Raw genomic sequence first — 14673 nt, forward strand, 5'->3', positions numbered from 1 at the left:
ATCACGGGTTCGTCGTCCGGTTCAATTTTTTGGGTTTGAGATCATCAAGTAGGGTGTAAACGACGGGAATCACAAACAGAGTGAGCAATGTAGAGGTGATGAGTCCCCCAGAGATTGCTACTGCCATCGGCGATCGCAGTTCTGCCCCTGCGCCAAACTTTAGCGCCAGTGGAGCCATGCCCAAAATCGTAGAGGCTGTCGTCATCAGAATCGGACGCAGACGAATCGGACCGGCTTTGAGAATAGCCGCGCTGCGATCGAGTCCGTCTCGTCGCAATTGGCTAATGTAGTCCACAATCAAAATTGCATTCTTGTTCGCCAACCCTAGAAGAAATACAAATCCGATCAGCGAAACCATACCAAAATCGCTTCGAGTAAACAAAAGCGCTAACATTGCTCCAATCAGCGCCAATGGCAACGACAACGCAATCACTAATGGATCGAGAATGTTCTGAAACAGCGCTACCAACGCCACAATAATGCACAGCGTCGAGAGGGCTAACGTTGTCCCAAAACTGCTAAAGATCTGGCTACTGGTTGCCGAATCGCCTCCCAAGTTTAGCGTTACACCTGGTGGCAAAATGCCTTTTGATGCCTCTACCAGTTGTTCCGTGGCATCTCCTAACGGAAGATCTTCGCCAAGGTTAGCGCTGATCTCGACGGCTCGTTCTCCATCCCGGCGATCGATCTGCTGAATCGTGTTGTTGGTAATGGTGCTGCCGCTCAGGGTGACATCAACAAATCCTGGCAACGTTTGAACTTTGTTCTTTAAGGCTGTGGCGGCGGTGGTCAGGGTAGTGAGATCATTGCCACGAATGGACGCTTGTAGGGGTTTCTGGCTCCCTACTTCCACAAACGGAATATCTTCAACGCTGGTTGAGCCTCCGGCAATTTGAGGCAGGGCTGCCCGCAGTTGATCTTGAACTTGAGCGGTTGGGATGGGGCGATCGTCGCTTAATTTCACGTACAGCAAGCCTTTATTCGGCTCACCTTCACGCGATCCAACGGTTGTAAAAATGGTCTCAACCCCGGGTGCTTTTCTAACCGCATCTTCTAGCTGTTTTGCCACTGCCAGCGAATCTTGGAGCGGATTAATCTGAGCCAGCAAGCTGGGATCGGCAGCTAGAGCCTCACGGGAGGGAATTTGGGGCAGGGGGGCAGTATAGCGAACATTAAATTCTCCCCGATCGAGCTTTGGGATAAACCCTTGGGGAATGAACGGTACGATCGCAAGTCCACCCACGAGGCTAAGAATCGCGATGCCCACGACGATCCAGCGATGGCGCAGCGACCAGCGTAACAACGTGCGATATGCCTCATCAAAATAGGACCAAACCCGCCCAACACGCGGGGCAGACTGTTCGGGTTGCCGCTTGAGCAAGTAGAGCGATAGCACTGGAACCAGGGTTCTTGCCACCAAAAGGGAAGTCACCATGGATGCTGTTACGGTAATCCCAAACGGCTTGAAAAATTGCCCGACAACGCCGCCCATCAAGCCGATCGGCAAAAACACGGCAACGTTTGTAAACGTGGTAGCGGTAACGGCTAAGCCAATTTCATCGGTGGCATGAAGCGCCGCTTGTTTGGGCGTTTCGCCGTTTTCAATGTGGCGACTAATATTTTCAACTTCAACGATCGCATCATCAACGACGTTGCCCACCACCAATGCCAACGCCAATAGGGTGATGGTCTCTAAGTTAAATTCAAAGAACGCCATTGCAATGAACGTTCCGAGCAATGAAATGGGAATTGAAATTGCCGAAATAAAGGTCGCTTTCCAATTTCGCAAGAATGGAAAGATGACAATAATCGCAAGCGCGATCGCTTCAACCAACGCCTCGATCGTTGAGGTTGTGGCATTGCGAATATAGTCTGCCTGAGTTGCCGCCAAGGAAAGCTGCACATCGGGCAGGGTGCTTTGCAGTCGAGCTACTTCTTGGTTGACCGCCTCGACAACCTCCAAAGTGTTGGCACTGCCGCGTTTGACCACCTGAAACGAGAGGGCGTCGTTGCCGTTAAACCTCACCAATGTGCCCACAGCAGGAGCAGCAGTGGGAATTGAGGACGGATCAGCCGGGGCGGCAGGTTCGCCCAAAAGATTGACATTGAGAACGCCAGGAAGGGCTGCGATCTCAGGCACAATCTGTTCGTTTGCCAGTTTGGATAGGTCACTCAAGGAGCGAGATGAACTGTCGATTGGCTTTGCCAAGCTCCAAAGGATCGCATAGCTGACAGCGGCGGACTCGTTGAGGTTGAGCGGAATCACTCTAAAGGTAGAGCCTTGCGGTAACGATACCGACTGCATCGCCGTTTCTACAGCGCGGCTAGATGCTTCTAGCGCTGTGCCCACTCGAAACGAAAGGCTCACCGCCGACTGACCCGGATAGGACGACGAGCGAACATTGTCTACGTTGGGGAGCGATCGCAGTGCCTGTTCGATCGGTTGGGTTAGGGTTTGTTCTGTCGCTGTCGCTGTCTGAGTTTGGGCTTGGGCATTGACGACTACCACCGGAAAGGCAATGTCTGGAAACAGCGCATACTTGAGAGAGCTAAATGCCATAATTCCAGCAACCGTGACGGCTAGCCAAAAGCCGATCGTCAGCTTTGGAAATGCGATCGCAAGACGAGAAATATTGAAAAATTCCCGAAATTTTGGCTTTTGAGGGGGCTGCTGCATGGCTCTATTCACTCTCGAACACAAACAATATTGGTTATCCTAACGCTCTATTCTTAACCTTGTATATCAGGAACATCTGATCTTTCTAGCTCGATTCTCTGAGACGAGAGAAAATAGACGCTGAGGATTTGCTGAATGATCGAATGCTTGAAATGACCTGCCTTTCAAACGTTTAACAACTTCGCTGATGAGTATATTAATTCTCGTTCCCCAAGGTGCTGAGTATCAAGCGGTCTGTCAAGGGGTAAAGCGCTCCCTTCGCTCCCCGCAAGTGATGGCAATTCCAATCGGAATTGATCCTGTGCAGCGTTTCCTTGAGTCTAGGGATTTTCAGACTGTTTCTCATGCAGTGGTGATGGGATTGTGTGGAAGTCTGTCGCCTCTGCATCAGGTGGGAGATGTTGTGTTGTACGGGGAATGTGTGAATGGGTCAGGACAAGTGAAGATGTGCGATCGCACCCTCACCCACCACCTCCAAGCTTGCCTCAAGGTCTCTCCTGTCCGTGCCTTGAGCAGCGATCGCATGATTTGGTCTTCTGCCGAAAAGCAAGCATTAGGCAAGCTCCACAGCGCCGAGGTGGTGGATATGGAAGGCATGGCAGTGATGGCGTGGGGTGACGCGATTGGCTCTGCCAAACTCCCCAGAATCGCGATGGTGCGGGTAGTTAGTGATGATGTGCAGCACGACTTGCCCGACATCTCAGCTGCGATCGATGCGTCGGGAACGCTGCGATCGCTGCCCCTCGCCATCGGCATGATCCGGCAGCCGATCGCAGCGGTGCGATTGATTCGGGGGTCATTATTGGGGCTGCGATCGCTGCGATCGGTAACCCAACAAATCGTGGAATGTTTGGATGATGGATTGGCGATCGGATGAACCTGGGATGGATCGGCGATCGCATCAACCCCCCATCACCCAATCACGGCAATACAATCGATTTCAACCAACACATCCTTCGGCAATCGGGACACCTCCACACAGGCACGGGCAGGCGCGGTTGCGTCATCAAAATAGTGGGCGTACACCCGATTCACCGTCGCAAAATCATTCATGTCTTTTAGAAAAACGGTCGTTTTCACCACGTCTTCAAACGTTGCGCCCGCCGCCGCTAAAATCCCCTTCAAACTTTGCATCACCCGCTCTGCTTGCACGGCAACATCCCCTTCTCCAACCAGCGCACCCGTTTGCGGATCGAGGGCGATTTGTCCGGCGACAAACACCATCTGACCCTGAGCTACGATCGCTTGGTTATAAGGACCAACCGGAGCCGGAGCCGCAGCACTGCGAATAATGTTCTTCATAGTCGGGGGCGAATTCCATAATTTCTGTACTGTAAATAATCGTGCAAAATGCGATCGTGGTCAAAGCATAAGTTTTTTGGAATTTCCCAAATATTGATGATTTTGGCGTCTTTGGCATCGTCCCCCGCCTGCGGTTCCCCGGTCGCCGTTGCGATATAAACCATGCTGATCGTATGCTGTCGCTGGTCTCGCGCCGGGTCAGAATAGACCTGCAACAGATCGATCAGTTCAATTTCTAAGCCAATTTCTTCCATCGCTTCCCGCCGCGCTGTCTCTTCTGCGGGTTCGCCATAGTCCATAAATCCGCCTGGAATTGCCCATCCATAAGGCAAATTGTGTCTCTCAATCAACACGATCGGACGCTGCGGACGATCGATCATTTCAACGATAATATCAACGGCAGGAAAAGGATTTCTGTGTTCCACAAGGTTTGCTCAGTGCGACGCTTATAGAATAAATCACAGGGATAACTGTGCCGTGAAAAAAGCGTCTATCATGCAGGTCGGTGCCGCGCGATGACCCTTCGGAAACTGCGAAGCAACCGCGCCTCGAAAAATCGGCAAAATCCTCGTTCTCGTCGATGGTAGTGCTGTTTTTTGCAAATGCTATTATGTCTCAATCTATTCCGGTTGTCAGCTTAAAAGAGTTTCGTTCTGGCGCTGAGCGCGATCAGCAAGCGTTTATTTCCACCATCGGAAAAGCCCTAGAAGATATTGGGTTTTTTGCACTTGTCGATCATGGGATAGATGCCGATCTGATTCAAACAGCGTATCAGGCGGCTCAAACCTTTTTTGAACTGCCAGAAGCCGTCAAACTGCGCTACGAAGATCCTCAGTTTAATGGACAACGCGGATTCACTCGATTTGGGCGAGAACATGCCAAAGATCATCATGCTCCAGACTTAAAAGAATTTTGGCATGTGGGCAGAGAAACAACGCTTGCCAACCTGCAACCCCACGAAGTCCCTCAGTTTCATCCCCTGATGAGCAGGCTCTATCAGCAGCTTGATGCTTGCGCTGCCACCTTGCTAGAAGCCTGTGCGTTGTATCTAGGGGAGCCGCGATCGCGGCTCTCAGCCATGACAAAAGGCAGCGATACGATTTTGCGAATCATTCACTATCCGCCCGTTCCTCAAGATGCTGATGGGTCAAGCCTCAGAGCGGCTCCCCATGAGGATATCAACCTGATCACGCTTTTGTGCGAAGCCACCGCAAGTGGCTTAGAGCTTTTGCAGCGCGATGGCACCTGGTTAGCAATTCCAGCGTTAGAAGGTCAGATCATTGTCGATAGTGGCGATATGTTGCAGCGCCTCACCAACGGCTTGCTCAAAAGCACCACTCATCGCGTCATCAATCCTGACGATCGCAGCGATCGTCGCTTTTCAATGCCGTTTTTCGTTCATCCTCGACCTGAAACTGATCTGACTCCGTTACAACGCTGCGTTGAACAAACAGGCGGCATTCAAACCTTTCCCGCCATTACCGCAGAGACCTATCTTCGGCTCCGCCTTCAAGAAATTGGCTTAGCAAGGTTGTAATCGGGTTTGTAATTTTCATACTGCCTTAACTGAATTGATAACTGAGCGATCCCCACGTTATCAGTTCATCCCCTATGCGCTCCGTGTTTTCCTCACCCTCCTGCTGCAAATGTCACCATCACAGCGACTGAGAGTAAAATACCGGGAATAAGCATCAAGATAAGCATGAGAAGATCGTGGGTATTCATAGAATTAAGGATCTGATGGGGTGTAGTTTCTAAGGGTTTATCTTATCGCGCTCCACGAAACTTAGCGGAGCAAGGATGCCAAGAAACCCCCTAACCATTAGGGCTACTCCATCCTAGTGAAAGAAACGGCAGTTTTTTCCCACCTGGAGATTGAGAAATTCTAAAGTCTTCTGGTGTTTTAAGTTGATGGGCAATATGAAACTGAAGCTTCTTATTCCCGGAAGCGGGCTAGGGTGCAGATAAATTCTGCTCATCTTACGTTGAATTAGGTCTACCTACTTACCTTCTACCCTCCAACGATGAACAACTTCTCCTTCGACGAATTGCAGCGCAAAGATTTGCTGATCGCCCTTGGTCTCTGGCTTGTGGTTGAACTGGTGAGTTTTGTTTTCTTTCCTGCCGTCAGGCTGATTCATCCGGGCGCTAAACTGAGAGCATGGTTCATCATCAGCGTGCCGCTAGGATTGGGGGGATCGGTTCTCATCGGCGCGAGTTCGCGCTTTATGGCTGCCTTCAATGAAACGGCAAGCAACCAATATAAGGGACTCTATAGCTTTTTGGGTCAGTTTGGGGGATGGATCGGGCTGGCTGGCGTTTTGTTTCCGTTGGGGATGGTGTGCGTCGAGTTTTTCTCTAGTCTAGGCAAAGCGTAGGGGTGTAAAGCATAGAGGGTGGGATGGAGCATCTAAATCGTGCGCTGAAGGAATGGGCGATCGCAGTCGATGCATTAGAACAAGGCGACATGATCCTGCTGCTGCGAAAAGGCGGCATCCGAGAGCAAGGCGGCACCTTTTCGGTGGATCACCAGCGCGTTTTGCTCTATCCCACTTACGAACATCAGAACCCGCACTTGCTCAAGCCTCCCTACGATACAAAAGTTCATCCTGTAGAGTCGGGGTGGCATCCGGGCGAAATTTACATTGGGTCTTTTGCTGATATTACGGATATTTTTCAGGTAACAGAAACAACTGTTGTACAAGCGCTATCTCCGTATCATATTTGGAACGCACAGTTTGTTGAAGAGCGGCTGAACTGGAAACCCAAGACTCCTCTGTATGTGCTGGCGCTGCGCGTGTTTAAGCTGGCTGAGTCTTGCTCAATTCCTTATCAAAAGCGCTATGGCGGGTGCCGATCGTGGCTTGACCTGAACGATGAGATCGGTTCGGTTGAGGGTTGCCGCCGCGCGATCGCAACGGCAATCCCGGTCTTAGCAACGTCGGCTTACCAAGAACGCCTGCGCCAGATCAAAACCGTACTCGCCAAAGATTAGGTAGCGAATGTAACGGTTTAGTGCGTTAAAATACCACCTCGCTGTTCCTTTTTTCCTAATTTTTTTGCTACAAATTTCAAACTTCCGTCTATCCTGGAAAACCAAGGCGGTAGGAAGCTTGGAGTCATGATGAACCAGGAAAAAAGGACGGAAAAACTCGTGGGTCAGCGTCAATTTTATCTTTTGCCTTTTGCCTTGTGGCTTGCTGTTTCGCCTGCTTTGGCGGCACCGTTGCAAAATTGGCGATACGATCCTGCAACCAATCAGCTAGAAGTGACAGTAAAGGCAGGCGTCACGCCCCGCTATTCGTTTGCGGCTTACCCGGCGCGGGTGATTCTCGAATTGCCCAACACTGAAGTTGGCAACGTTAAGCTGCAAGAGTCGTATGCTGGAGCGGTGCAGCGAATTCAGGTGGCTCAATCGAAAGACGCGGCGACCATCACGCTGGTGCTGGCTCCGGGTGCAGTGTTGACCAAAGAACAAGTGCAACTCCAGCAGGTGAGTGAACCAGACAAGAGCCGCGATCGCTGGGTCTTTCGCCCTCTGCTAGCCAATACCGCCAACACGGCTGCCGTTCCCCGGTTCTCTGCGGTGACTCCAGCACCAACGGCTGCGCCGAGTGTGGTTTACCCACCGGGCTTGTCGCCCAACGAGATCTCTCCTCCAGCACCCGCTTCGAGTGTGTTGGCTCCTCCTGCAAACGCCATGAATTTGCCGCCCAACGAGGCGTTGGCACCGATTCCTACTCCGCCAACCTCGGATCAGTTTCCGCCTGGGCTGTCTACCTCTGGCGCAAGCCAGCCCCTTACAACCGCTCCACCAGAGATCGTGACCCAAGCGCCTCCCCGCGCAGATATTGTTTCTCAAGCGCCGCCGCCTAACCCATTGCGCTTGCCCGAAGTCAATTCTAGTTTGGCAATTCCAGATGCTCTACCGCCGATGTCGGCTCCGGCGGCTCCATCGGTCAGCGTTCCTCCTTTGCAGCAGGCAACACCAATCCCTGGAACCGGGCTGCCTCCGTCTAGCGAATCTTTCCCAATTCCGACGGCTCAGCCCTTATCTCCTCAACCCAGCATGAGTGCGCCTCTACAGCCCGTCCGAACGCCGCAAGCGTTGCCTCAGGCATTGCCTCAGCCCCTCCCTCAGACCTCCGTTCCTCAGCCTTCTATGGCTCAACCCTCCATGCCCCAACCTACGAGAGTAGCGACGGCAGGGCAGATCGAATTTGGTCAACCTTTGCCGACTAGTAGCGGATCTGCTCTACCGACCTATGGCGCTGGCACGCCGCAGCCAGTGCCCCCCCTGGTGAGCCTCACGAGTTCTACAGAGGGCGTTGTGTTGCCATCTGGCACGGTGCTTAATTTAAGCTATCCCGGCAACCAGGTGCTCAAGCTAGAAGCAAATAAGCCGCGCCCCGAAGTGCTGCTGTTGCAAAATGAAGTGCGCGATCGCGCGGGCAATTTGATCATTCCGCTCAACAGTCAAGTCTCTGGGCGCTTTGAGACAGATCGCTTCGTTGCCCAATCGATCGCTATCGAGGGGCGATCGTTCCCGTTTGCGGCAACCTCTGACTCGCTAGGAGGCTCGCGGCAGGTGTCGGATCGGAGCTTGCTGATCAATTCTGGCATTGGCGCGCTAGCAGGAGCCTTGCTGGGGGGGCTGTCGGGTGGAACGGTGGCAGGAGGGGCAGTTGTGGGGGCAGGTGTGACCTATGCAATTGCGCCAAAACCGGCAACCATCACGCCGGGGCAACTGGTACAGGTGCGGTTAACCCAAGATTTGCGGTAATCGTTTGATCGACACATTTGATCGACACAAAAGAGGCGCGATCGCAAAGCTGCGATCGCGCCCCTCCCGCTCATAAACTCCTACCCTAAAAATCGTTGTTCTGCGTCGGCGAGGAACCATCCAAAAATAGATTCTTGGCGTTGTCGCTCTGATACACACAATCAATAGTCGGCTTATTCTCTAAACTGCCAACATATCCGAAGGTGCTAAGTCGCTGACGACACTCCCGCGATTGATCTGACGTTAAGAGGTTACGTTGCTCTAACACTGCCCAATTCGCCCGTCTCAACACGCAGGCAGGTTCCATCGCTGCCTGTGCCACGTAAATCTTAAACGGACTCAACGTTACATATAGCCGAGTACTCATCGACATTGCACTTGCTCCATTTTGAATACAAATATCTGGGTTTGGAGCTTGCTGGTCGAGTTGCACATTCGTCTGTAGAACCCCGTCTTGATTTGGCGTTACGGTGGTGAATGCAATTCCTACGCCAATTCCCAGAACAAAAATGCCGGCGATGATAGCGATCGCAGTGGCATTAAACATCGAAACTATCTTTTTCTCCGGTTTGGGGTCGGGAGGGGTGAAGTCGCTTCTGCGATCGTAATCGTTATAATCGTTCCGACCGGTTCCGCGCGGCTCCGAAGGATCATAGTCGTTGTAGGAATTCGATCTAGGTCTGCGTTTCATAATCGCTTTAGAGATGAGACGGTCACCAAGCTGAATGCTATTTTACTTGCTTTTACTAGTATGACGAATCTTAGGGGCAGATGGCTGAGAATCAACATCTCTGTGCGCGATCGCCTGAAAATGCAAGAATAATGGCAATGTTTCAATGCGCTATTCCTTGTGACTCTACCAACCCAGCGATCGCAGCCCTCTTCACTTTCCCGACTTTGGGCAGATAGCCTCACTGTTTTTTGGGGAGATTGGCTTGATCTGCGCGTCAGACTCGTACAAGTTGCCGCATCGGGTCTTATTTCGCCCCTCATCTACATTTTGGCATTTGGGTTGGGATTGGGCAGCACCCTAGACTCGGTTGCCAAACCCACAGCCGGGGAAAATTATCTAGAATTCATTTTGCCGGGGATGGTTGCACTGTCATCCATGGTCATTAGTTTTGGGGGCACGACGTTTTCAATTTGTGGCGATCGCTTGTTCACCAAAACCTTTGAAGAGATGCTGCTGATGCCAGTCCACCCGTTGGCGCTGCATTTAGGGAAGATGTTAGCCGGAATAGTCCGGGGCATGCTGACGGCAGGATCAGTGATTTTGGTAGCTGTTTTGGTGACTGGGAAGATTTGGAGCTTTCTCAACCCGTTGTTTTTGCTGGTTTTGATCCTCAATTGTGCCGTTTTTGCGGGGCTAGGCGTCTTGGTCGGTCTCAATGTCAAGTCGCTTGAGAGCGTTGGCATTTACAACAATTTTCTGATTGTGCCCATGTCCTTTTTAGGAGGAACGTTTTTTGACGTAGCCACCTTGCCCGTTGCGCTAAAGCTGATCGTCTCCCTCTTGCCATTGACCTACACAAGTTTAGGATTGAGAGCCGCTGCTTATCTTCCCATTGCCCAGTTTCCCTGGTTTGTGATTCCGGTTTTGTTGGTCATGGCGATCGCAGTCTCAGCAGTGGGTGCCTACCAGTTTTCTCATCTGCAAGACTAATTCATTAAGACTGATTCATTGGCTTTGCAGCTAAGACATTAATGGAGCGATCGTTTCCACTACCGATTGCGCTAGCGTATCAAAGTCATATCCGCCTTCGAGTCCAAACACGATTTTTCGAGTGATGGTTAAGCAATAGCGTGTAAATACACCATAGTCTTGTGGTTTTAATGAAATTCCTGCTAGCGGATCGTCATGGTTTGCGTCATAGCCTGCACTCACGATCAGCAGATCGGGCGCAAACTCGCTCAGGAACGGCACAATTTTCTGGTCAAACACGGGTTGATAATCCTCGATGGTGCTGCCTGCACCCATGGGCAAATTCAAGACATTCTTGTGCAAACCTCGTTCGCTAGCTTGCCCTGTTCCTGGATATTGTGGCGATTCGTGAAGTGAGCAAAACCGAATGTTTGGATTGTCTTCAACGATCGCTTGAGTTCCGTTGCCATGATGGACATCCCAATCGAGAATAGCGACTCGGTTTGCTCCATTTTTTAAGGCATAGTGGGCAGCGATCGCAGCATTGCTAAATAGGCAAAATCCCATACCGATGCCTGCTACGGCATGATGCCCCGGCGGACGCACCAGCGCAAAACAGGGTTCTCCCGATTGCAGCGCATAATCTACCCCATCGATCCAAGCATTTACAGCAAGCAACGCCACCTCAAAGCTTAGCCGAGACACCGGCGTATCACCATCAATTTGCCCACCGCCCTGCTCAGCTAACTGCCGCAATGCTTGAATGTAGCGTGGATCATGGATGGATTGAATCAAGGCTAACGGCGATCGCGCTTGAACGTTAGTTGGGATGCGCCATTCTAGTCGCTCTGCCCACGGAGCCGACTTAAGAGCGGTCTGAATGGCGGTCAATCGTCCTGCTGTTTCAGGATGAAAGCGACCCGTATCGTGGAGAAGAAACTCGTCGGAATAAAGGATAGGAACCATAGATTCAGAAGACGCCGCAATTCTAAACTATACGTCGGCATAGCTTGATTAACGACAAAATATGATCGCTTAGCCAACTTACCCTCATGTCAATTTAAACATGTCAATTGGATAGATGGTACGAACACAATCAGCAATGTTCGTACCAACAGACATGCCTAACCTAAACTGACTCAGGCGGCAATACAACGCGCTTTGCTAAACCCAACACTCGTAAAACCTGAATTGCCCACCAGGTCATATCAACTTCCCACCATTTCCATCCTGCCTTCGCCACATTTGGATAAGCGTGATGATTGTTGTGCCAGCCTTCACCATAGGTCAAAAGTGCTGCCCACCAAAGGTTGCGGGAGTTATCTTCTGAGTCAAACGTGCGATAGCCTCTCATGTGCGTTGCTGAATTAATCAGCCATGTACTGTGCCACAAAAACACGGCTCGCACAATCAGACCGTAGAACACAAACGACCACCCCCCCAAACCATAAAGCACGACGCCCAACGGAAACTGTAACAGCAAGAAGTAACGATCGAGCCACCGATAGAAGCCATCTCGCTCTAGGTCGGGCGCAAATTTTTTGTACGAGTCGTAGTCGAAAAATTTTGGTCGGGGGTAGAGTACCCAGAGCATATGACTCCACCAAAACCCCCGTTGTGCCGAGTAAGGATCGTTATCCGGATCTTCGGTGTGCAAGTGGTGCATCCGGTGCCCTGCGACCCAAAAAATTGGTCCGCCCTGCATGGCAAGTGCGCCAATAAATACGATGACATACTCCAACCATTTGGGAACCTGTAGGCTACGATGCGTCAGTAGGCGGTGATAGCCCAAACAAATCCCGATGCTTCCGGTTAGCCAATGGAGAGCGATCGCAACGCCCAGCGCAGACCACGAAAAGAACCACGGTGCTAACAAGATCAGAGCGTGAATTGTGCCAAAGAACACCACATTTAGCCAGCGCAGTGACAACGTTGGCTCACCCACAGGAACGGTTTGATGAGAAATAGAAGTCATGGACATCCTTTACTGAATGGATCAACTACTGAATGGATACAACGCTCGTCAGCACCTCAATCAAGACTCTTAATCAACAGTACTGATCGCTCTCCTCTTCCACACCTCTTGATTGGACGCTGATAAAGAATCCAGATACAGTAGATGAGAAGATGCAAGTGACGCTTGCAGTTTTAGCTTAGCAATGACTTGTTTATTTATGCAAGTGCCACTTGCATTATTTCTATGTCCACTCCGCGAAACCCAACCCGGCAGCGCTTGATCGACGCAGCACTAGAACTCTTTGCCCATCAAGGCGTCACTGATACCACAACCAAACAGATTGCAGAATTGGCTGAAGTTAACGAAGTCACTCTATTTCGACAGTTTGGGAATAAGCACGGACTGCTCTTAGCAGTGATCAAAGAAGCAGCCGTATTTACGCACATCGGTCAGACCTTGGTGCAGCAAGCAAACCAAACGAGCAGCCTAGATGAGGCTCTCAAAGAGTATGCCAATGCTAGTCTACAAGCATTAGAGCGCGTTCCTGAAATGGTGCGATCGGTGGTGGGTGAGGCAGGGCAATATCCGGCGGAAAATCGGGAAGCGCTAGGACGGGGTTTTACGCAAGCCAATCGGTATGTGGCGGAGTATTTTGAGACCGTAATCGATCGGGGGCAACTCCATACTCATCTACCAGCAGATAAGCTCGCCAGCCTGCTCAATGGCATGTTGCTGGGCTATGCGGTGATCGAATTTACCAGCGAATTTCATGACCTGTGGCAAAATCGGGAAGATTTTCTCGATAATCTGGTGACGCTGTTTCTTCAGGGGGCAGTTTCTAACCAACCAACTTACCACTCTCAGCCGATTCCAGCGCTAGTCGTGTCTGATTTACCGGCTAGCATTGTCCATGCGATTCTGCAACGAGCCAAGAAAGAAAGCCTGCAAGACTATGCGCTGATGTATGTGCTCTTTGGTTCAGGATTAAGTTCTACGGAGGCTGTGGCGTTGGAGCGATCGCACTATTTTAGCGATCGCACTCAGCAATTTCTCCAAGTTGCGATCGACACCCCCCGCCAAGTTCCACTCAATCAGTGGATTATGGGCAAGCGATATGGCTCGTATCTTAAAAATCCCCTGATTCAATGGCTCAAAAGCCGTAAAGATGCTTATCCTGCCTTGTTTTTAAATGGAGACAGCCACCCCCTAACTGAAGTCGATCTTCAGCAGCAGTGGCAGAGGTTAACCAGCGGATTTACCACGCCAGAGGGTCAGCGCTTAACCATCGAGCAAGCCCAGCAAACGTGGTGTGTAGACCTTTTCCTGCGAGGCATGACGATCGAGCAGATGCAGATTCTCACGGGCTGGAAAGCCAGCCAACTCGAACCCTATGCTCAGCGATCAAGAGAGAAGGCAGCATTAGAACACGCAATTCGGCTCGATCAAAAAAGCTAAATTCTGCCGAACTGCTATCCCCCTTGGGAGAGAAAACAAGAATTTTGCTCCCTTCTCCGAACGTTAGAAGAAGGAGAGCCAGTCTTCGTGTTCTACAGCCCGGTAACTTGCTGACGCAACTCGCGGGAGAGCAGAACTCGGTTGACTGCATGAATAACGCCATTCGAGGCTTGAATATCTGCCTGCACAACGCTGCCATCGTTGACAATCACTCGCTCAGGAGTAACTGCGATCGCAACGCCCCCACCCAGCGTCTTCACCCCGCCTGACTGGAGATCGCTCGATCTATATTCCCCCGGAGCCACATGGTAGGCAAGAATGCGATTCAGCAATTGCCGATTTTGAGGCTGTAGCAGCTTCTCAAGAGTGCCAGATGGAAGGGCTGCAAAGGCTGCATCAGTGGGTGCAAAGATTGTGTAGCGTCCACCACGGCTCTGAAGCGCGTCTGTAAGTCCAGCCGCTTCTACGATCCGCGCCAGGGTAGTGAATGAGCCAGCACTAGAGGCTTGTTGCAGCAATTCAGAGGCTGAGCTATCGCTGGTGTCTTGGGGAGTAGGTGTAGTAGGGCTTGGCTCAGCCGTGGGCGAGGGTAACGGAACTGGGGTCTCGTCTGGCGTTGGCGTTGTGGTTGGGGTTGGCGTTGTAGTCGGCTCTGGCGTTGGCGTTGTGGTTGGCGTTGTGGTTGGTGAGGGACTTTGGGCAACGACCGAGACAGCCGTTAGGGATATAAAAAATGCTGATAGAAAGACCAGCGATCGCGAACGGAAACTAACTAGATGACGCATTACGAAACTATCCTTAAAGCAGAGAACAATCCAAAACGTTCATACTGTAGAGCAGAGCTTGCCCAGTTCTCC

Annotated in this window: 14 protein-coding genes; 7 read left to right on the plus strand and 7 right to left on the minus strand. The window is 51.3% G+C overall.

Annotated elements, in window-relative coordinates; all coding sequences use genetic code 11:
• Nucleotide 1 precedes the first annotated feature (1 nt).
• Nucleotides 2-2677, minus strand: coding sequence for an efflux RND transporter permease subunit (locus tag GS601_RS16190; protein WP_162424330.1), 2676 nt, complete (start codon nucleotides 2675-2677; stop codon nucleotides 2-4).
• Nucleotides 2678-2864: 187 nt separating this feature from the next.
• Here GS601_RS16190 and GS601_RS16195 point away from each other — a divergent pair, with 187 nt between their 5' ends.
• Entirely contained in the window at nucleotides 2865-3554 is a 690-nt protein-coding gene (locus tag GS601_RS16195; protein ID WP_162424331.1) for a 5'-methylthioadenosine/S-adenosylhomocysteine nucleosidase family protein, read from the plus strand.
• A 35-nt stretch (nucleotides 3555-3589) separates the two neighbouring features.
• Here the strand turns inward: GS601_RS16195 and GS601_RS16200 are convergent, their stop codons facing one another.
• Complete coding sequence (locus GS601_RS16200) at nucleotides 3590-3979, minus strand: RidA family protein (RefSeq protein ID WP_162424332.1); 390 nt, start codon at nucleotides 3977-3979, stop codon at nucleotides 3590-3592.
• Nucleotides 3976-4404 (minus strand): NUDIX domain-containing protein, encoded by a 429-nt coding sequence (locus GS601_RS16205; RefSeq protein WP_162424333.1) that lies wholly within the window; start codon nucleotides 4402-4404, stop codon nucleotides 3976-3978. The genes GS601_RS16200 and GS601_RS16205 overlap by 4 nt, the downstream gene beginning before the upstream one ends.
• A gap of 185 nt (nucleotides 4405-4589) precedes the next feature.
• Between GS601_RS16205 and GS601_RS16210 the strand changes: the two genes are divergently transcribed.
• The 4 genes from GS601_RS16210 to GS601_RS16225 all read left to right on the plus strand — a co-directional run bounded on the left by GS601_RS16210 (nucleotide 4590) and on the right by GS601_RS16225 (nucleotide 8762).
• Nucleotides 4590-5516 (plus strand): isopenicillin N synthase family dioxygenase, encoded by a 927-nt coding sequence (locus GS601_RS16210; RefSeq protein ID WP_162424334.1) that lies wholly within the window; start codon nucleotides 4590-4592, stop codon nucleotides 5514-5516.
• 487 nt (nucleotides 5517-6003) lie between these two features.
• Complete coding sequence (locus GS601_RS16215; RefSeq protein WP_162424335.1) at nucleotides 6004-6357, plus strand: hypothetical protein; 354 nt, start codon at nucleotides 6004-6006, stop codon at nucleotides 6355-6357.
• Nucleotides 6358-6380: 23 nt separating this feature from the next.
• Nucleotides 6381-6974 (plus strand): DUF1802 family protein, encoded by a 594-nt coding sequence (locus GS601_RS16220; protein WP_162424336.1) that lies wholly within the window; start codon nucleotides 6381-6383, stop codon nucleotides 6972-6974.
• A gap of 159 nt (nucleotides 6975-7133) precedes the next feature.
• On the plus strand, nucleotides 7134-8762 hold the full coding sequence (locus GS601_RS16225; RefSeq protein WP_338017059.1) for an AMIN domain-containing protein: 1629 nt from the start codon (nucleotides 7134-7136) through the stop codon (nucleotides 8760-8762).
• An 85-nt stretch (nucleotides 8763-8847) separates the two neighbouring features.
• On the opposite strand, the gene GS601_RS16230 is transcribed toward GS601_RS16225, so the two are convergent.
• On the minus strand, nucleotides 8848-9453 hold the full coding sequence (locus tag GS601_RS16230) for a DUF3172 domain-containing protein (RefSeq protein ID WP_162424338.1): 606 nt from the start codon (nucleotides 9451-9453) through the stop codon (nucleotides 8848-8850).
• A gap of 159 nt (nucleotides 9454-9612) precedes the next feature.
• On the opposite strand from GS601_RS16230, the gene GS601_RS16235 reads away from it, so the two are divergent.
• Nucleotides 9613-10425: an ABC transporter permease gene (locus GS601_RS16235; protein ID WP_162424339.1), complete on the plus strand. Its 813-nt coding sequence runs from the start codon at nucleotides 9613-9615 to the stop codon at nucleotides 10423-10425.
• Nucleotides 10426-10455: 30 nt separating this feature from the next.
• Here GS601_RS16235 and GS601_RS16240 read toward each other — a convergent pair whose 3' ends face one another.
• Together GS601_RS16240 and GS601_RS16245 are read right to left on the minus strand one after the other, a co-directional pair.
• On the minus strand, nucleotides 10456-11370 hold the full coding sequence (locus tag GS601_RS16240) for a histone deacetylase family protein (protein ID WP_162424340.1): 915 nt from the start codon (nucleotides 11368-11370) through the stop codon (nucleotides 10456-10458).
• A 163-nt stretch (nucleotides 11371-11533) separates the two neighbouring features.
• A complete protein-coding gene (locus GS601_RS16245) occupies nucleotides 11534-12379 on the minus strand; it encodes an acyl-CoA desaturase (RefSeq protein ID WP_162424341.1) in 846 nt (281 codons plus the stop codon).
• Nucleotides 12380-12604: 225 nt separating this feature from the next.
• On the opposite strand from GS601_RS16245, the gene GS601_RS16250 reads away from it, so the two are divergent.
• Nucleotides 12605-13816: a TetR/AcrR family transcriptional regulator gene (locus GS601_RS16250; protein WP_162424342.1), complete on the plus strand. Its 1212-nt coding sequence runs from the start codon at nucleotides 12605-12607 to the stop codon at nucleotides 13814-13816.
• Between the two features lie 92 nt (nucleotides 13817-13908).
• On the opposite strand, the gene GS601_RS16255 is transcribed toward GS601_RS16250, so the two are convergent.
• Nucleotides 13909-14601: a fasciclin domain-containing protein gene (locus GS601_RS16255; protein WP_162424343.1), complete on the minus strand. Its 693-nt coding sequence runs from the start codon at nucleotides 14599-14601 to the stop codon at nucleotides 13909-13911.
• Between the last annotated feature and the right edge of the window lie 72 nt (nucleotides 14602-14673).

The organism is Myxacorys almedinensis A, assembly GCF_010091945.1.
Taxonomy (GTDB): Bacteria; Cyanobacteriota; Cyanobacteriia; order Leptolyngbyales; family Leptolyngbyaceae; genus Myxacorys; species Myxacorys almedinensis.